The organism is Arthrobacter sp. JB02-1C (assembly GCF_057748045.1).
Genome location: NZ_CM173235.1, coordinates 2,088,876 through 2,107,525, shown reverse-complemented (window position 1 = coordinate 2,107,525; position 18,650 = coordinate 2,088,876). Strand labels below are relative to the sequence as shown.

At 68.1% G+C, this 18,650-nt stretch carries 17 protein-coding genes and 1 riboswitch; of the genes, 12 read left to right on the top strand and 5 right to left on the bottom strand.

The window, feature by feature from the left end:
• Positions 1-13: 13 nt before the first annotated feature.
• From AC3ANP_RS10065 to glyA, 5 genes are all read right to left on the bottom strand, one after another.
• Positions 14-862 carry an ABC transporter permease gene (locus AC3ANP_RS10065; RefSeq protein ID WP_488330049.1) on the bottom strand — a complete coding sequence of 283 codons (849 nt, stop codon included), beginning with the start codon at positions 860-862 and terminating at the stop codon, positions 14-16.
• A complete protein-coding gene (locus tag AC3ANP_RS10060) occupies positions 859-1,749 on the bottom strand; it encodes an ABC transporter permease (RefSeq protein ID WP_488330048.1) in 891 nt (296 codons plus the stop codon). The genes AC3ANP_RS10065 and AC3ANP_RS10060 overlap by 4 nt, the downstream gene beginning before the upstream one ends.
• Positions 1,742-2,692, bottom strand: coding sequence for an ABC transporter ATP-binding protein (locus AC3ANP_RS10055; protein ID WP_488333015.1), 951 nt, complete (start codon positions 2,690-2,692; stop codon positions 1,742-1,744). Before AC3ANP_RS10055 ends, AC3ANP_RS10060 begins: the two co-directional genes overlap by 8 nt.
• 182 nt (positions 2,693-2,874) lie before the next feature.
• Positions 2,875-3,807, bottom strand: coding sequence for a bifunctional methylenetetrahydrofolate dehydrogenase/methenyltetrahydrofolate cyclohydrolase (locus tag AC3ANP_RS10050; protein WP_488330047.1), 933 nt, complete (start codon positions 3,805-3,807; stop codon positions 2,875-2,877).
• Positions 3,808-3,811: 4 nt separating this feature from the next.
• Positions 3,812-5,113, bottom strand: coding sequence for a serine hydroxymethyltransferase (gene glyA / locus AC3ANP_RS10045; protein ID WP_488330046.1), 1,302 nt, complete (start codon positions 5,111-5,113; stop codon positions 3,812-3,814).
• Positions 5,114-5,284: 171 nt separating this feature from the next.
• Positions 5,285-5,370: riboswitch (ZMP/ZTP riboswitch) on the bottom strand.
• Positions 5,371-5,401: 31 nt separating this feature from the next.
• On the opposite strand from glyA, the gene purU reads away from it, so the two are divergent.
• The 12 genes from purU to AC3ANP_RS09985 all read left to right on the top strand — a co-directional run bounded on the left by purU (position 5,402) and on the right by AC3ANP_RS09985 (position 18,622).
• Positions 5,402-6,262, top strand: coding sequence for a formyltetrahydrofolate deformylase (purU, locus tag AC3ANP_RS10040; protein WP_488330045.1), 861 nt, complete (start codon positions 5,402-5,404; stop codon positions 6,260-6,262).
• 85 nt (positions 6,263-6,347) lie between these two features.
• Positions 6,348-6,761, top strand: a complete 414-nt coding sequence (locus AC3ANP_RS10035) for a methyltransferase domain-containing protein (protein WP_488330044.1) — start codon at positions 6,348-6,350, stop codon at positions 6,759-6,761.
• A 91-nt stretch (positions 6,762-6,852) separates the two neighbouring features.
• Positions 6,853-7,371 (top strand): gamma carbonic anhydrase family protein, encoded by a 519-nt coding sequence (locus AC3ANP_RS10030; RefSeq protein WP_488330043.1) that lies wholly within the window; start codon positions 6,853-6,855, stop codon positions 7,369-7,371.
• Positions 7,372-7,488: 117 nt separating this feature from the next.
• Positions 7,489-8,679: an ROK family transcriptional regulator gene (locus AC3ANP_RS10025; RefSeq protein ID WP_488330042.1), complete on the top strand. Its 1,191-nt coding sequence runs from the start codon at positions 7,489-7,491 to the stop codon at positions 8,677-8,679.
• A 151-nt stretch (positions 8,680-8,830) separates the two neighbouring features.
• Positions 8,831-10,387 (top strand): multiple monosaccharide ABC transporter ATP-binding protein, encoded by a 1,557-nt coding sequence (gene mmsA / locus AC3ANP_RS10020; protein WP_488330041.1) that lies wholly within the window; start codon positions 8,831-8,833, stop codon positions 10,385-10,387.
• Positions 10,388-10,433: 46 nt separating this feature from the next.
• Positions 10,434-11,702, top strand: a complete 1,269-nt coding sequence (gene mmsB / locus AC3ANP_RS10015) for a multiple monosaccharide ABC transporter permease (RefSeq protein WP_488330040.1) — start codon at positions 10,434-10,436, stop codon at positions 11,700-11,702.
• Between the two features lie 59 nt (positions 11,703-11,761).
• A complete protein-coding gene (locus tag AC3ANP_RS10010) occupies positions 11,762-12,862 on the top strand; it encodes a substrate-binding domain-containing protein (RefSeq protein ID WP_488330039.1) in 1,101 nt (366 codons plus the stop codon).
• A 113-nt stretch (positions 12,863-12,975) separates the two neighbouring features.
• A complete protein-coding gene (locus tag AC3ANP_RS10005) occupies positions 12,976-14,058 on the top strand; it encodes a Gfo/Idh/MocA family protein (protein WP_488330038.1) in 1,083 nt (360 codons plus the stop codon).
• Between the two features lie 113 nt (positions 14,059-14,171).
• Entirely contained in the window at positions 14,172-15,533 is a 1,362-nt protein-coding gene (locus tag AC3ANP_RS10000; protein ID WP_488330037.1) for a hypothetical protein, read from the top strand.
• Between the two features lie 468 nt (positions 15,534-16,001).
• The gene (locus AC3ANP_RS09995; RefSeq protein WP_488330036.1) at positions 16,002-17,273 is read left to right on the top strand and encodes a serine/threonine-protein kinase; all 1,272 of its coding nucleotides are present in this window, start codon (positions 16,002-16,004) and stop codon (positions 17,271-17,273) included.
• Positions 17,270-17,797 (top strand): mucin-associated surface protein, encoded by a 528-nt coding sequence (locus AC3ANP_RS09990; protein ID WP_488330035.1) that lies wholly within the window; start codon positions 17,270-17,272, stop codon positions 17,795-17,797. Before AC3ANP_RS09995 ends, AC3ANP_RS09990 begins: the two co-directional genes overlap by 4 nt.
• A gap of 222 nt (positions 17,798-18,019) precedes the next feature.
• Positions 18,020-18,622 (top strand): SRPBCC family protein, encoded by a 603-nt coding sequence (locus AC3ANP_RS09985; RefSeq protein WP_488330034.1) that lies wholly within the window; start codon positions 18,020-18,022, stop codon positions 18,620-18,622.
• Positions 18,623-18,650: the final 28 nt, after the last annotated feature.

Sequence of the window (18,650 nt, the reverse complement as noted above, 5' to 3'; positions counted from 1 at the left end):
CACCCACCCGCCCTTACTTCAGGAACAGGCTGCGCAGCCGTCCGGTGGTGAGGGCGACGCCGAGCACGATCATGAGGAGGTAGTAACCGACGTGTACGGCGGTGGCGGGGGTGAACGCCCCCACGCTGATCTGCCGCAGCAGTTCAACCCCGTGCCACAGCGGCATCGCCTGGACCAGCCACTGGATGAGCTGCGGGTAGACGCTCAACGGGTAGAAGGTGGCGCTGAACAGGAACATCGGCAGCATCACGAAGTTGATCCAGTCCATCTGCTGGAACGTCTTCATGAAGCTGGTGATGCCCATGCCGAAGCTCGCGAAGCCGAAGGCAATCAGCACCGCGGTGGGGATCATCAGCAGGGCCCACGGCGTGGTGATCAGGCCCATCACGGCCATCACCGCGGTGAAACCGGTCGCGTACATGGCCCCGCGCAGCAGGGCCAGGAAGATTTCGCCCATCGCGACGTCGATCGGGCCCAGCGAGGTGTAAAGCATGCCCTGGTACAGCTTGGCGAAGTTCATCTTGAAGAAGACGTTCCAGGTGGAGTCGTAGACCGCACCGTTCATCGCCGAGACCGCCAGCAGCGCCGGGGCAATGTACGCTGCGTAGCTGATTTCCTGGCCGCCGGGTCCCTGCACGGAACCGACGATCGCGCCCAGGCCGACCCCCATCGAGACCAGGTAGAGCACCGGCTCGAAGAAACCGGACAGCATGACCATCCAGTTGCTGCTCTTGGTGGCCATCAGTCCACGGGCGACGACGGCGCGCACGTTGCGCGAGTAGAGCGGCCCGAAGCGGCGGTTGCGGGCCGCGTCGGCGGCCGGATGGCCGGCGGGGTCGTAGCGTCCGGCAAGTACGCTCATGATGCCATCCTCCTGGCGAACTGCCGCCGGGTCAGGACCCAGCCGAGGACGGCGAGGCCGAGCAGGAACACGACGTGGAACACGGTCAGCAGCGGTGCTTCCTGGTAGCCGTAGCTGGCCACCCGGCCCAGTTCGGTGCCGTGCCAGATCGGCGAGATCCAGCCAATCCAGCGCAGCCCCACCGGCAAGGTATCCAGTGGGAAGAACGTCCCGGAGAACAGGAACAGCGGCATCACGATGAAGCGCATGACCATGGCGAACTGGCCTTTGTCGGTCTTGATCGTGGCGGCGTAGGCCATCAGCGGCAGGCCGAAGGACAGCCCGGCCAGCGTCGCCACCAGGATGGACAGCCAGCCCCAGCCGCTCGGGGACGCGCCGAACAGCGCCACCACCCCGAAGTAGATGGCGGACTGCAGCAGGAACCGGACGGTGACGGCAATGATCTGGCCGGCCGCGATCTGCTCCGGGGTCAGCGGCGACGCGTGCGGGCCGTAGTAGACCCGGCGCCACTTGAAGCCGTCCATCACCGGGAAGGTGAACTCGTTGGCCGCGGTCATGACGGCGGCCGAGATCAGCAGGGCGGGGGCGATGAAGGCCAGGTAGCTGACGCCGCCGAAGGCCGCCGCCGAGTTGGTGTCCACCAGCGTGGCCAGCCCCACGCCCATGGCGAAGAGGTACGCCACCGGCTGGCCGACGCCGTACATGACGATGGTCCAGCCGTAGCCCTTCATGACCCGCAGGACCTGCTCGGCGTAGTAGAAGGAACCCCAGCGGCGCGCCCTGGCCGCGGAGACGGCCGGGGCGTGCGCGCGCAGGGCGGGGGACGCCGTCGTGCCGCCCGTCCCGGCCGGTGCTGCCGGTGCTGCCGGTGCTGCTTTCCTAGTCAACGAGGCTCCGCCCGGTCAGGCGCAGGAAGACGTCCTCGAGCGAGGAGCGGCGCACCAGCGAGGTGACCGGGCGCAGGCCCCGGGCGGAGACTTCCTCGAGGGCGGCTTCGCCGTCGTGGGCGTAGATCAGCACCCGGTCCGGGAGGGTTTCAAAACGCTCGCCGATGCCTTCGAGTTCGGCGCCGACGGTGGCGTTCCGCTCCGAACCGAAGCGCAGCTCAAGGACTTCACGGGTGGAGTAGTCCCGGATCAGGCTGGCGGGGGAACCTTCGGCCATGATCTTGCCCTTGTCCACCACGATCAATCGGTCGCAGAGCTGTTCCGCCTCGTCCATGTAGTGCGTGGTCAGGATCAGGGTGACGCCCTGCTCCTTGAGCCGGAACAGCCGGTCCCAAAGGATGTGCCGGGCCTGCGGATCCAGGCCGGTGGTGGGTTCGTCCAGCAGCAGGATCTGTGGCTCGTTGATCAGCGACCGCGCGATCGTGAGGCGGCGCTTCATGCCCCCGGAGAGCGCGTCCACCTTGGATTTGGCCTTGTCGGTGAGCTGGGCGAATTCCAGCAGCTCGTCCGCCTTGGGCTTCAGGTAGCTCATCGGCAGGCCGAAGTAGCGGCCGTAGACCAGCAGGTTGTCCCGGACCTTCAGTTCCTCGTCCAGGTTGTCCTGCTGCGGCACCACGCCCAGGTGGGCGCGGACCTCCGGCCCGTGCTGCTCCGGGTCCAGGCCCATGATGCTCAGGCTGCCGGAGGTCCGCTGCGAGACGCCGCCGATCATCTTCATGGTGGTGGATTTGCCGGCCCCGTTCGGGCCCAGCAGGCCAAAGGCTTCGCCGGCCGGAACCCGGAAGGAGATGCCGTCGACGGCGGTGACGTCGCCGTAGCTCTTGGTCAGGTTTTCCGCGGTGATGACGTAGCGGAGCTCTCCGTTTTCGGCGTCGCGGCTCACGGTGGACTCTTTCGAAGCAAGTTCAGGCACCCGGAACACGGTAGTCGATCCCGGCAAACTATGAAAGAGTCTTTTCGTAAAAACTTGGCGACGTTCGTGCCAACTGCCTCGCAGTAGGTGTCGTCTTGAGCGCTCAAAACGACACCTACTGCGAGTTAGTTGGGCCGGGGCGCGGAACTTTCCTAGTGGGCGCGCTCTCCGGCTGCGTGCCGTTCGGCGGTTTCCACCACGTTGGCCAGCAGCATGGCCCGGGTCATCGGGCCCACTCCCCCGGGGTTGGGCGAGAGCCAGGCGGCAACGCCGGCCGCGGCGGGCTCGACGTCGCCGGTGACCACGGCCTTGCCGGAGCCGTCCTCAACCCGGCTGACGCCGACGTCGAGCACGATGGCTCCCGGTTTGAGGTCTGCCGCCTTGATCATGTGCGGCTGGCCGGCCGCGGCAATCACGACGTCGGCCTGCCGCAGTTCGGCCGGCAGGTCCACGGTCCCGGTGTGCGCCAGGATGACGGTGGCGTTGACGTCCTTGCGGGTCAGCAGCAGGCCCACCGGACGGCCGATGGTGACGCCGCGGCCCACCACCAGCACCCGTTTGCCCTTCAGGCTGATTCCGTGCCGCGCCAGCAGCTCCACACATCCCTTGGGGGTGCAGGGCAGCGGGGATTTCATCCGTCCGCTGACGTTGGCCACCAGCCGGCCCAGGTTCATCGGGTGCAGCCCGTCGGCGTCCTTGTCCGGGTCCATGGCCTCCAGGATGACGTCCTGGTCGATGTGCTTGGGCAGCGGCAGCTGCACGATGTAGCCGGTGCATTGGGGGTTCTGGTTTAGTTCCCGCACCACGGCGAGCAGCTCTTCCTGGGTGGCGTCCTCGGGCAGGTCGCGGCGGATCGAGGTGATCCCCACCTCGGCGCAGTCCCGGTGTTTGCCGGCGACGTACCAGGTGCTGCCCGGGTCGGAGCCGACCAGGATGGTGCCCAGGCCCGGCACGATCCCCCGGGCTTTCAGGGCGGCGACGCGCTCGGTCAGTTCGGCCTTGATCGCGGCCGCTGTGGCCTTGCCGTCCAGGGTCCGGGCCGTGTGCTGTGCGGTTCCTGCGTTCGCGGTGTTGGCGGCGCTCATCGGATCACCACTGCTCGTGCTGCGGGTACAGCGGGAAGTCCGCGGCGAGCTTGTCCACGCGGGCCTGCAGCGCCTCGACGTCGGTGCCGGCGCCGGACTTCAGCGCGGTGGCGATGATCTCGGCAACCTCGGTGAATTCCTCGGCCCCGAAGCCGCGGGTGGCCAGGGCGGGCGTGCCGATGCGCAGTCCGGACGTGACCATCGGCGGCCGCGGGTCAAACGGCACCGCGTTCCGGTTGACGGTAATACCGACCGAGTGCAGCAGGTCTTCGGCCTGCTGCCCGTCCAGCGCGGAGTTGCGAAGGTCCACGAGGACCAGGTGCACGTCGGTGCCGCCGGTCAGGACGGAGACGCCGGCGCCGGACAGGTCCGGCTGGTTCAGCCGGTCCGCGATGATGCGGGCGCCTTCCAAAACCCGTTCCTGGCGCTCCTTGAATTCGTCGGAGCCGGCAATCTTGAAGGCCACGGCCTTGGCGGCGATCACGTGCATGAGCGGACCGCCCTGCTGGCCGGGGAAGACGCTGGAGTTGATCTTCTTGGCCCACTCGTTCTTGGCCAGGATCACCCCGGAGCGCGGCCCGGCGAGGGTCTTGTGGACCGTGGAGGTCACGACGTCGGAGTGCGGCACCGGGCTGGGGTGCAGTCCGGCGGCCACCAGGCCGGCGAAATGCGCCATGTCCGTCCAGAGCAGCGCGCCCACCTCGTCCGCGATCGAGCGGAAGGCCGCGAAGTCGAGGTGGCGCGGGTAGGCGGACCAGCCGGCGATGATGACCTGCGGCTTTTCGGCGAGGGCCTGCGCGCGCAGCTTGTCCATGTCGATCCGGAAGCTGTCCTCCTCGACCTGATAGGCGGCGACGTTGTACAGCTTGCCGGAGAAGTTCAGCTTCATGCCGTGGGTGAGGTGGCCGCCATGGGCCAGAGAGAGGCCGAGGATCTTGTCGCCGGGGCTGATCATGGCGGACAGCGCGGCGGCGTTGGCCTGCGCACCGGAGTGCGGCTGGACGTTGGCGAAGTCGGCGCCGAAGAGTTCCTTGACCCGGTCGATCGCGAGCTGCTCGGCGACGTCGACGTACTCGCAGCCGCCGTAGTAGCGGCGGCCCGGGTAGCCCTCGGCGTATTTGTTGGTCAGGACGGAGCCCTGGGCCTCCATGACGGCGCGCGGGGCGAAGTTCTCGGAGGCGATCATCTCCAGGGTGCCGCGCTGGCGGCCAAGTTCCTGGGCCAGGACGGCGGCGATTTCGGGGTCGAGGTCAGCGAGCGGCTGGTTGCTGACGGCTGCTGAGGAAAGGCGAACGGAAGTAGTCACGAGATACTCCTGGCTAGGCAACGGTCACTGCTTTAAGGTCAGGTTACCGGCTGGCCCGCTGCGGCGCCGCAAAATGACGGGTCCCGGGACGGGACCGCCTCCTGCCGGCGCTGCACCCCCTGCGGGGCGCTGCGGCGGGCCGGCAGCGTGGCTGCCGGCCGGAAAAACATGACCCTCGGCCCAGGCGTACGATCCGTGGTCTGCGTGCGTGCCGCTCCCTGGTGGTTAGCCACCCAACGCCAGTTGCGACAGGTCAAGACTATCCCAGCCGCAGGTAGGCTGTCCTTCGTGACTGAAGACCAGCTGCCCGCTTCCTATGTCCTGACCCTGTCCTGCCCGGACCGGCCCGGAATCGTCCACGCCGTGGCCGGCGCCCTGCTGGTCGCCGGCGGCAACATCACGGACTCCCAGCAATACGGCAGCGAGGGAACCGGAACCTTCTTCATGCGGGTCGAGGCCACCACCCCGGCGGCCCCGGCGGAGCTGCGCGCGGCGCTGGAACCGGTGGCCCGGAGTTTCGGGATGGCGTGGAGCCTCAACCGGGCCGGCCGGAAGGTCCGCACCCTCGTGATGGCGAGCACCTCAGCGCACTGCCTCAACGACCTGTTGTTCCTGCAGCGCTCCGGGACGCTGCCGATCGAGATCCCGGCCATCGTCTCCAACCACCAGGACCTCGCCGGCCTGGCCGAGTTCTACGGCATTCCGTTCCACCACATTCCGGTCGGCCGGGAGACCAAAGCCGCAGCCGAAGACGCCCTGCGCAAGCTCATGGCCGAGCACGACATTGAACTGACGGTGCTGGCCCGGTACATGCAGATCCTCTCCGACGAACTGTGCACCGAGCTCACCGGCAAGGCCATCAACATCCACCATTCGTTCCTGCCCTCCTTCAAGGGCGCAAAGCCGTACCACCAGGCACACGCCCGCGGCGTGAAGCTGATCGGGGCCACCGCGCATTACGTCACCGCGGCCCTGGATGAGGGGCCGATCATCGAACAGGAAGTCATCCGGGTGGACCACCGCCGCACGGCCGAGCAGTTTGTCCAGATGGGCCGCGACGTCGAGGCCCGCACCCTCGCCCAGGCTGTTCAGTGGCATGCCGAACACCGGGTGCTGCTGGACGGCAACCGCACCGTCGTCTTCAGCTAGCCGTCTCCAGCTCACGGCCGTCCCAGTTCACGGCCGCCCCAGGCCGAGGCTTGTCTTCCACGCGGGTCCGCCCTTAACTGGAGCCATGGCATCAGCGCGGACGGATGAGCTGCCCGGTTTCATCGCCCTGCTCAAGGCCGAGGGCCGGCGCGGCGTGCTTGGCCTGGACTGCGGCCCGGGCACGGAGGGGCTGCTCTTTGTCCGCGCCGGGATCCATTTCACCGGCGTGGACGCTTCGGAGGAGAACATCCACGCCGCCCGCGCCCGGGGCCTGTCCGCTTCGGTGGCGACCGGCCGGACGCTGCCCTTTGCCGATGCAGCGTTCGCGGCCGTGTGGGCCGTGGACGCGCTGGCCAACCTGCCGCTGCAGGAGTGGGACGACGTCGTCCGTGAATTAACACGGGTGGCGGAACCCGGCGCGCCGGTCGCCGTCGCCGTTCCCGATCTGGGGCACCCGGACCTGGGGCCGGGCTTCACGGTCCTGCGGGCCCCGGCCTGAACACCCCGTTGCGCTATCAGGTATGGCCGCTAACCGGCACCCGGACCAGCCACTACTGATAGCGCATCCTCCGGTGTCCTAGGCTGTAGCCATGACTCCCGTTTACGCTTTCGGCGGCGACAGCCCGGCCGTCCACGAATCAGCCTTCATCGCCCCAACAGCCTCGGTGATCGGCAACGCCACCATGGCCGAGAACTCCAGCGCCTTCTACGGCGTCTCGGTCCGGGCCGACACCGCCGCCATCAGCGTCGGCGCGGGCAGCAACCTGCAGGACAACGTGGTGCTGCACGCCGACCCGGACTACCCCTGCACCGTGGGCGCCAGGGTCAGCGTCGGCCACAGCGCGGTCGTCCATGGCTGCACCGTGGAGGACGACTGCCTGATCGGGATGAGCGCCACCATCCTCAACGGCGCGGTGATCGGAGCCGGTTCGCTGGTGGCTGCCGGCGCCGTGGTCCTGGAAGGCACCATCGTCCCGCCGAGGTCACTGGTGGCCGGCGTGCCGGCCAAGGTCCGCAGGGAGCTCACCGACGAGGAGTTCGAGGGCGTCAAGAGCAATGCCAGCCACTACCAGGACCTGGCCCAGGCGCACCGCGCGCTGCACGGCTGACTGCCCCGGCTCTACCTCGGCCCACCGCGGGCCAACCTCGAAGCCCGGGGCGACACGGAGCCGCCCGGTTGCGTTAACTTCTTGACTACAAACCGCTGATGCGGCACGCTTCATTCCATGCCCTCACCAACGCGCTCAACGAGGAGCCGCACCAAAAACCCCGGATCGCAGTCCGCCCTCCGGCACCTGAACCAACAGCGGATCATCGAATGCCTGCTGGCAGGCCCGTCCACGCAGGCTGAACTGGCCCGGCAGACCGGGCTTTCCACCGCGACGGTGTCGAACATCGTCAAGATTATGCAGGACGCCGGCCTGGCCTCCACCGAGCCAATCACCAGCTCCGGCCGCCGCGCCCTGAACGTCCGGCTCAACAGCAATGGCGCGGTCGCCGTCGGCATCGACTTTGGCCGGCGCCACCTGCGGGTCTTCCTGGCCTCGCTCAGCTATCACGTGGTCGCGGAGGAATCGATCCTGCTCCCGCTGGGCCACCAGGCCGAGGAGGGCATCGCGTCCGCCGTCGCCCTGCTGGAGAAGCTGCTGGCCAGCAGCGGTGTGGAGCGCAGCGCCCTGGTGGGCGCCGGCGTCGGGATCCCGGGACCGATCGACCGGCGCACCGGGACCGTGGCACAAGGCGCCATCCTCCCGGAATGGGTCGGCATCAACATCCTGAAACGGCTCGAGGAAGCGCTGGATCTTCCGGTTTTTGTCGACAACGACGCCAACCTGGGCGCCCTCTCCGAGGTCACCTGGGGGCCGCACACCGGCATCAACAACCTGCTGTTCCTGAAGATCGGCTCGGGCATCGGCGCCGGGCTGATCCTGAACGGGATGCCCTATTACGGCAACGTCGGCATCACCGGTGAAATCGGCCATGCGACCATCCACGAACACGGCCTGGTCTGCCGCTGCGGGAACCGCGGCTGCCTGGAAACCATCGCCTCCACCACCACCATGATCGAGCTCCTGAGCCGGGGCGAGGACCGGCCGCTGAACCCCGAGGACATCGTCCGCAAGGCCCTCGCCGGAGACTCCGCCACCCTGCGCGTGGTGGACGACGCCGGGCTCGCCGTCGGCCGCGCGCTGGGCAACGTCTCGAACCTCATCAATCCGGAGGTGATCGTCGTCGGCGGTCCCCTGGCGGGCCTGGGCCAGCTGCTGCTGGACCCCATCCGGCGCGGGCTGGTCCGGCACGCGGTGCCGGTCATCGGTGAGACCACCACGCTGACCATGTCCTCCCTCGGCGACCGGGCGGAAGCCTTGGGCGCCACGGCACTGGTTTTCCAGCACGCCGGAATCCAGCGCAAGTAGGCGGGCGGGGGCCGGAAAGCCTGAACCCGTTATCCGCCCGTTGCGTTAAAGACTTGACGACAACGACGTGATCCAGTTTACTTTTGCATCAGACGGCCCTGCGATTTGCAGGGGCGGACAACGAAGTCATGCATTGGAGGCGTAAGGGCAGATGACGTCCCTCAACACGCACAGCGACCCGGTGATTCTCGAGATGCGCTCGATCACCAAGGAGTTCCCCGGCGTTAAAGCCTTGGCCGAGGTAAGCCTCCGGGTGAAGGCCGGCGAGATCCACGCCATCTGCGGTGAAAACGGTGCGGGAAAGTCCACCCTGATGAAGGTGCTTTCCGGCGTCTACCCGTACGGCAGCTACCAGGGCGACATCGTTTACCAGAGCGAGGTCCAGCAGTTCAGGGACATCCGCGCCAGCGAACATGCCGGCATCGTCATCATCCACCAGGAACTGGCGCTGATCCCGGAACTGTCCATCATGGAGAACATCTTCCTGGGCAACGAACCCACCAGGCGCGGGGTGATTGACTGGGCGGAAGCCCGGATCCGGTCCACCGAACTGCTGGCCCGGGTGGGCCTGCGCGAGGACCCGGACACGCCGGTCAAGGAGATCGGCGTCGGCAAGCAGCAGCTGGTCGAAATCGCCAAGGCGCTCAACAAGCGGGTGAAGCTCCTGATCCTCGACGAGCCGACCGCGGCGTTGAACGAATCCGACTCGCAGCACCTGCTGGACCTGATCCTGGGCCTGAAGGGCCGCGGCATCACCTCGATCATGATTTCGCACAAACTCAACGAGATCGAGCAGATCGCCGACTCGATCACGATCATCCGCGACGGCAAGTCGATCGAGACCCTCGATGTGAAGGCCGACGGCGTCGACGAGGACCGCATCATCAAGGGCATGGTGGGCCGGACCCTGGAGTCCCGGTTCCCGGAGCACGAGCCAAAAATCGGTGAGACGTTCTTCGAGGTCAAGAACTGGAACGTGGGGCACCCGCAGATCCAGGACCGCCTGGTCTGCAAAAACTCCAGTTTCTACGTCCGCCGCGGCGAAATCGTCGGCTTCGCCGGGCTGATGGGGGCCGGCCGCACCGAACTCGCGCGGTCCCTGTTCGGCCGCTCCTACGGCCGCTTCATCTCCGGCCAGGTGTACAAGGACGGCAAGGAGCTGCACCTCAAGACCGTCAAGCAGGCCATCGACGCCGGCCTCGGCTACGTCACCGAAGACCGCAAGTCCCTCGGCCTGAACCTGCTCGATGACATCAAGGCCACCACGGTCTCGGCGGCGCTGAAGAAGATCAGCCGGCATAACGTCGTCGACGTCGACAAGGAGTTCACCGTCGCCGAGCAGTACCGCAAGTCGCTGCGCACCAAGACCCCGTCCGTGGAGGAAGGGGTGGCCAAACTTTCCGGCGGCAACCAGCAGAAGGTGGTGCTGGCAAAGTGGATGTTCACCGACCCGGACCTGCTGATCCTGGACGAACCCACCCGCGGGATCGACGTCGGCGCCAAGTTTGAGATCTACGGCATCATCCAGCAGCTGGCCAACCAGGGGAAGGGAGTCATCGTGATTTCCTCGGAGCTGCCCGAACTCCTGGGCCTGTCCGACCGCATCTACACGATTTTCGAAGGCGCCATCACCGGCGTCCTGACCAAAGAGGAAGCCAGCCAGGAGAGCCTCATGAAGCTCATGACTTCCGCCCGCAAGACCGCCTGACCCTCTGGGACCATCCAGAGCATTCCGGACAACAAGGACTGACACAATGAATGCGCTCAAGAAGCTCTTTGGCGGCAATACCCGCCAATTCGGCATGATCTTCGCCCTGGTCGCGCTGATCGTCTTCTTCCAGATTTTCACAGAGGGCCGCACGCTCACCCCGGGCAACGTCATTAACCTCTTTAACGGCAACTCCTACATCCTGATCCTCGCGATCGGCATGGTGCTGGTGATCATCGCCGGCCACATCGACCTCTCGGTGGGCTCGGTCGCGGCGTTCGTGGGCGTCAGCGTCGCGCTCATGATCCGCGACTGGGGCATCCCGTGGTACCTCGGCATCCTGTTCGGGCTGCTGCTGGGCGCGGTGATCGGCGCCTGGCAGGGATTCTGGGTTGCCTACGTCGGCATCCCGGCGTTCATCGTCACGCTGGCAGGCATGCTGCTCTTCCGCGGCTTCAACCAGTTCGTCGGCAAATCCAACACCATCCCGGTGCCCAACGACTTCCAGTACATCGGATCCGGCTACCTGCCAGAGATCGGGCCCAACACCGGCTTCAACAACCTGACCCTGCTGCTCGGCCTGCTGGGAGCCGCGTTCGTGGTGTTCAGCGAGATCCGCTCCCGCCGCAAGGCCACGGCCCTCGGCGCCGAGGTCCCGGAAGCCTGGGTGACCATCACCAAACTGGTCCTGATCTGCGCCGCCATCCTCTACGCCACTTACCTCTTCGCCACCGGCCGGCCCGGCACCTCGTTCCCGATCCCGGGCCTGATCCTGGCCGTCCTGGTCCTGATCTACGGCTTCATCTCCTCCAAGACGATCGTCGGCCGCCACGTCTACGCGGTTGGCGGCAACCGGCACGCAGCCGAACTCTCCGGCGTCCAGTCCAAGAAAGTCAACTTCCTGGTGATGGCGAACATGTCCGTCCTGGCCGGCCTGGCCGGCATGATCTTCGTCGGCCGGTCCACCGCTTCGGGCCCGTTCGACGGCGTCGGCTGGGAACTGGACGCCATTGCGGCCGTCTTCATCGGCGGCGCCGCGGTGACCGGCGGCGTCGGCACCGTGATCGGCTCGATCGTCGGCGGCCTCGTGATGGCGGTGCTGAACAACGGCCTGCAGCTCCTCGGCGTCGGCGCGGACCTCACCCAGATCATCAAGGGGCTCGTGCTCCTGATCGCGGTGGCTTTCGATGTCTACAACAAGACCCAGGGCAAGCGGTCGATCATCGGCATGATGATGAAGAACTTCGGCCGCAGCGGCGAGGCCCGGCCCGAGGAATCCACATCCACCAAAGAGGTCATTGCCCGGGAGTCCTGAACGTTCCCGCACCGAACCCCTGATTCTCCGAACACCATCTATAGAAAGTGAACCAAGCAATGCAACTGATTGGTAAAGCAGGAAAGGCAGCAGCGATCGCTGCCATAGCGGCACTGGCGCTGACAGCCTGCGGCCGTTCCGACAGCGGATCGTCCGGCGGCTCGAGCTCCGGCGGCGAAGCGTTCCCCAAGAACTCCTCGATCGGCGTCGCACTTCCGCAGAAGACCAGCGAAAACTGGGTCCTGGCGGAGAAGCTGTTCAACGACGGCCTGACTCAGGCCGGGTTCAAGCCGGACGTGCAGTTCGCCAACGGCGGCGTCTCGGAGCAGCAGAACCAGATCAGCGCCATGGTCACCAAGGGTGCCAAGGTCATCATCGTCGGCGCCATCGACGGCGCCCAGCTGGGCACCCAGCTCAAGCAGGCCAAGGACGCCGGCGCGACCATCATCGCGTACGACCGCCTGCTGCTGAACACCGCGAACGTGGACTACTACGTGGCCTACGACAACTTCAAGGTCGGCGTGCTGCAGGGCCAGGCCCTGCTGGACGGCATGAAGGCCAAGAAGCCGACCGGCCCGTACAACATCGAACTGTTCGCCGGTTCCCCCGATGACGCCAACGCGAAGGTGTTCTTCGACGGTGCCATGAGCATCCTGAAGCCGAAGATTGACGACGGCACGCTCAAGGTCCTCTCCGGCCAGACCTCGTTCGAGCAGGCTGTTACCCAGGGCTGGAAGGCAGAGAACGCCCAGCGCCGCGCCGACACCCTGCTCAGCGGCACCTACGGCAGCGCCACCCTCGACGGTGTGCTGTCCCCGAACGACACGCTGGCCCGCGCGGTCCTGACCTCGGTCAAGGCCGCCGGCAAGCCGCTGCCGATCATCACCGGGCAGGACTCCGAAGTCGAGTCGGTCAAGTCCATCCTCGCCGGTGAGCAGTACTCCACCATCAACAAGGACACCCGCAAGCTCGTCGAGCACGCAATCGTCATGGTCAAGGACATCCAGGCCGGCAAGACGCCCGAGATCAACGACGACAAGTCCTACAACAACAAGGTCAAGACCGTTCCGGCCTACCTGCTGCAGCCGGTCATCGTGACCAAGGAAAACGTCAAGACGGCCTACGTCGACGATCCGGTACTCGGACCGATCACCAAGTAGCCTGACGCATTTCGCCCTGGAGCCCCGGTTCTCCCGCATGGGAGGGCCGGGGCTCCGGTTTCCGCGGCGGAAAGGCAGGACGACGACGGCGGCGCGGGTGAGAGGATGGCTGCATGAGCGCCCCCATTGCCACACCATGGCTGTTCAGCCAACCCGACCAGGACCCCCGGTCAGCCACCGGCGCCAGGCTGCGGTGGGGCGTGATCGCGACCGGGGGCATCGCTGCCGCGCTCACCCGGGACCTGGCTCTCCTGGCTGACGCGGAGTTGTACGCGGTGAGCTCGCGCAGCCAGGCGGCGGCGGACGCCTTTGCCGTCGATTACGGCTTCGCGAGGTCATACGGCGACCGGGATGGCGCCACCGGCTATCAGCGGCTGCTCGAGGACGACGACGTCGATGTTGTCTACGTTGCCACCCCCCACGCCCAACACCACGCGATCGCGATGGCGGCCCTCCGGGCCGGCAAGCATGTGCTGTGCGAAAAAGCGCTCACCATCAACGCCCGGGAAGCGGCCGAGCTGGTGGGCTTGGCACGGGAGAACGGGCTGTTCCTGATGGAAGCCATGTGGAGCCGGTTCCTCCCGGGCATGCAGCGGGCCTTCGATATCGCGGCCTCCGGGGAGATCGGCGCGGTCAAATGGGTCGGCGCGGACCTGGGTTTCCCCGCGCCCTACTCCCCGACCTCCCGGCTCTGGGCACCGCGCGACGGCGGCGGCACCCTGCTGGACATCACCGTTTATCCGCTGCTGTGGGCGCTGGGCACGCTCGGCTTCCCGCAGACGGTCACCGCCACCGGCTGGTTGAACGACGACGGCGTGGACGCCCAGAACGCGCTGACGCTGGGCTACCACCACGGAGCCCAGGCGCAATTGACGTCCTCGCTCCTGGCCTACGGGCCCCGGACAGCGACGGTGGCGGGCAGTGAAGGCTACCTGCAGAGCCTCGGCTCAATCAACAATCCGAGCGAGATCCTCGTGCGGGCCGGCCTGGGCGAGCCGCGGATCGAACGGTTCAGCGCGGTCGGGCGCGGCTACAGCTACGAGCTGCGCGAGGTCACCCGGTGCATCCAGCAGGGTCTCACCGAGAGTCCGGTCATGCCGCTGCACGACTCCTTGAACATCATGCGGCTGTTCGACGGTGTCCGCGCGCAACTGGGTGTCAGCTATCCCAACGACGCCCACGGCTCTACGCGCTAGGGCTTGGAACCCGATTGCCCGGCCTAAATATCCGCCCGGCTATGGACTCCCCCCGCCCTCGAGTCTTACCCTGAAAATCAATCGTCGAATCATTTCGGGGAGGGGTGTTGCGCATGCCGGTAGCGAGCAGTCCTTCGCGTGCGCTCCGCCTCCTGCAGCGGCTCCTGCTGGCTAGTCTGGCCGGTTTTGCCTGGCTGGCCCTTTCCCTCGCCCTGTCCGCGGGCGCGGCACACGCCGTCGAACCCGCGATGTCCGGGCCCGCGGGGGGCGCCGACATCGCAGCCATGATCCAACGGCCGATGACGGACCAGGAGATCGTCCCCGGGCCCGCCCTGTCGGCCTCTCCGGCCCCCGCTGTTCCCACCCCTTCCCCCACGGCGCCCGCCCTCGCACCGGTACTGCTGCCGGCCCCGGCACCCATCGCCCACCCGGCCCCGACCGTCCCCGCGCCCGTCCCGGCACCCCCGGCCGCCGCAGCACCCGCACCCGCACCGGTGCCGCCGCCCGCCACACCGGCGCCGCTCACCTCCCCGAGCCCCGCCCCGGTTGTGGTGGCGCCCACGCCCGCCCCGGTCCAGCCACCGGCAAGACCCGAACCCGCGCCGAGTCCTGCCCCTGCGCCGAGTCCTGCCCCTGCGCCGCCGGCGGGACCCGCCGACCCGCTGACGCCGCCCGCCGCCGAGCCCGGCAACGTGCCCGGCGTTCCGGTCGTCCCGCCCGCCACCGACCCTGCCAGCACGCCGGCCACCGGCAGCGTGACAAAGCCAGGCCAGTCGGGCACCGTCACCCCGGTCCCGGTCACCACGCCCGCCTCACCCGGGGCTGGCCCCGCAGTCCCGTCGCCCGCTCCCGCACACGATCCCAAGGCCGCACCGGAGCCCGCTCCCGCACCTGGCCCCAAAGCCACCCCCGTTCCCGCGCCGACCTCCGATGCCAAGGCGGTTCCGGCCCCCGTCACCGCACCCAAGCCCCCGGCAGCCAAGCTTCCGCTGCTGCCCCTCCAAACCGTGGCCGCCGTCGCACCCCTGCCGGATCCCGCCACCTGCTCCCCCATTACTTCACCGCGGCCGCTGAGGCTGCCCGGCGACTTCGGTCCCGGTGCGGTGCCCGGCACCTACGGCCTCGTCCCGGCGCCGCCGCAACCTGCTGTCGCGGGCGCTCCGGCCGCGGTCCCGCCAGCCGGTACCCCCACACCGGTGAACCCGGCGTCCGGCGGCGCTCCGGCCGCCCCGGCCAGCCCGGAGGGTCCGCGCCCCTGGGGTGACGGCACCGGGTTCCCCGTCCCCAATGCCCTGCCGCCGACGCCCGGCTCGGGCTCCGGCAGCGGGTCCGCGTCGAGCGGGCCTTCCGGGGCTCTCGCGTGGCTTCCCGGCTCGCTCTTCTTTATCCCTCCGATGGGCGCCGACCCGATCAGCGGGCCTCTTCAGCACGTCCATTCCGCCGACGCTTCCGATCCCGGCTCATCTCCTGACTAGCAGGGCCGTCCTCTGCCTCTTTGCTGCGCAGAGCTCGGTCCTTCGGGCTGCCATGTGCGCCCGCCGTCAGCTATTCAGGAGCATCCTCCATGGACCCCACCGTCCGAAACCCAATAACCGGCACCCCCGCCGCACCTAGGCGCACCGTCTCAGCGCCGCCCGCCGGGTCTCTGCCGGCCGGTTCGCAGTTCGACCAGAACCACGTTGTCTTCCCGCCAACGGAACGCCCACCGTAAGCGCGCCCGCTCCTGCCAGGTTTCCTTGTCGCCGGGGCGAAGTCGTTGGATCCGCTGGGGGATTCAACGGCCTCAGGGGCTCCGGCGCCCCTCCTCCCACAACCGAAAGGTGGCTGCACAGACCCACACGTTTCGTCTCCGCGGTACCGCCCACAGCGACGCCCGATGCTCTGGCCCCGTATCATTCTCTTGGAGCGCCCTTACGGCGCATGGACAAGGATGGGGGGACACCGTGGACGCATCGCCCAGTGAGGTCACCACCGCGGTCCTGAGTGGCCGTTACCGCCTTGGCGAGCTCATTGGCCGTGGCGGCATGGCGTCCGTGTACTCGGCCCGGGACGAAAACCTGGGCCGGGACGTGGCGCTGAAACTCTTCGCCCCGCAGACCGCCGATGCCGAAGAGCTCAAACGCCAGCAGGCCGAAATCGAATTGCTGGCCACGCTGAACCATCCGAGCCTGGTGACCTTGTTCGACGCCGGCACCGATACGCGGGTGCCCAACGAGCCCCGGCCGTTCCTCACCATGGAACTGGTGGAAGGCCAGGACCTGCGCGCCCGGATCAGGCACAGCCCTGTTCCCCTCGACGAACTGGCCGTCATCGGCGCAGGCCTTGCCGACGCCCTTGCCTACGTCCACTCACTCGGCATTGTCCACCGCGACATCAAGCCCGCCAACGTGCTGCTGGTACAGGTCCGCCCCGGTGAACCCGTCCGGCCGAAGCTTACCGACTTCGGCATCGCCCGGATTGTCGACGGAACCCGGCTGACCGCCACCGGCACGATGGTCGGCACGGCCGCCTACCTGAGCCCGGAACAGGCCCGCGGCGCGGACATGGGGACAGCCAGCGACATCTATTCATTGGGCCTGGTGCTGCTGGAGTGCCTCAAAGGAACGGTGGAGTATCCGGGAAGCGCCGTCGAGTCCGCGGTGGCGCGCCTGCACCGGGCACCGGTGGTCCCGGACAGTGTCCCGGCCGAATGGGCGCAACTGATCCGGGCGATGACCGCCCTGGATCCCCTTGACCGTCCCGCTGCGGCAGAGCTCGAGGCAGCGCTCCGGCACGCCCTGGTCTCAGCCGAATCGCTGCCCGGGCCGCTGGCCGAGGAACGCACCAGGGTCCTGCCCGCGTTGCCGTCCCGGCCGCCGCGCCCTGCTCCGGCGGTGGCGGTGGCCAGGCAGCACACCGCCGGCGCCGCCCCGGCCGACGTCGTGACCGCCGCCAGGCGCGGAACGCTCCAGCAGCAAATCGTGGCCGCTGAGGACGCAGCCCTGCCCGGCCCACGCCAGAGCGCAGTGGTCCGCGGCCGGGCACGGTTCCGGGGCGCCCGGCGCCGCACCCGGCTCGCCGTCGTGCTCGCCCTCGTGCTGGTGTTGGCCGGGGCGGTGGCCGTTGCGCTGACGCTCGCCGCGGTACCGGAGCCGCCCGCCGTCGTCCCCTACCCCACCGTCACCGGTGATCTGGGCGACCATTTGAAGCAGCTACAGAACAGTGTCCAGCCATGACCGCCGCCGGTTTCCCGCGGGCCGTGCCGGCCCTCCTCGGGGCGGCGCTGACCGCCGTCCTGCTGGCCGCAACGCTCTCGGGCTGCGCCGGACCCCCGCCGGACCTCGACTCGGATGCTGCCGGGCAGCTCCAGTCGCAGGTTCTTGCCGTCACCCGGGCAGCAGCCGCCGAGGACGCCGCCGGAGGCCTGCAAAAGCTGGCCGAGCTGACATCCGCCCTGGACGCGGCCGCCGCCGACGGCAAGGTCTCCTTCAAGCGGCACCGGAGCATCAAGACAGCCATTGACAGCGTCCGCGAGGACCTCGCCGCGAAGCTGGCGCAGCAGCAGGCGGCCGCCCAGGAGGCGGCAAAGGCAGCCGCCGATGCGGCCGCCGCACAGAAAGCGGCGGAGGCAGAGGCAGCGGCAGCGCAGGCCGCCCAGGAGGCGGCGGAGCAGGCGGCACTGGCGCCAGCACCAGCACCGGCTCCCGCCACGCCGGGGCAGAACGGCAAGGCCAAGGGAAAGGGAAAGGGCGGAGGCTAAGCCGCCCCTGGATTCCGTCACCGGGCCGGCCAGGCCGGCGGAGGGCAGCGGCCCGGCCGAGGAGAGCAGCGTGCGGTGCCGGACTTTCGCTATTCGCCGGATCCGGCTAGCTTGGTCAGTCAGGCCGACTGCGGCCTGCACCGACCACCTGCACCGACCTTGTACCGGCCCCTGTAACGAATGGCAGGCCACGGCCTGCCGGCTGAAGGAGTGACAACAAGCATGGCAACAGTCCAGGAATCCATCACGGTGAACGTCCCATTGAGCCAGGCCTACAACCAGTGGACCCAGTTCGAGGACTTTCCGCAGTTCATGACCGGCGTCGATGCCATCCGGCAGCTCGACGACACTACAGTCCATTTCCAGACCAGCATCGGCGGCGTCAAGCGCGACTACGACGCCCGTATTACCAGCCAGGACCCCGACCGGCAGGTGTCCTGGGAAAGCCTGGACGGCCCCCGCAACGCCGGAACCGTCCGGTTCGCCGAACTCGGACCCGCGGAAACCCGCGTCGACGTCGAACTCAACTGGGAGCCAGGCTCCGCGACCGAGAAGATTGGCGCCGCCGTCGGCCTGGACTCCCGCCAGGTCGCAGCCGACCTGAAGCGGTTCAAGACATTCATTGAGGGCCGGGATTTTGAAACCGGCGCCTGGCGGGAGCGTGTGAACGACGGCGGCACAACGGCGCCGCCGCCCGCCGAACCGCTGCTGACGGACACCGGCTACGACGTCGTGGGCGCGGGGCAGTCCGAAAACACCGACCCGGACATGGCCACCGAACCGGCGTTCGACGAGAGCCGGGACCGCCGCGCTTCCGACCGCTGACACCGTTCCCGGCGTGGCGGCGGACTTC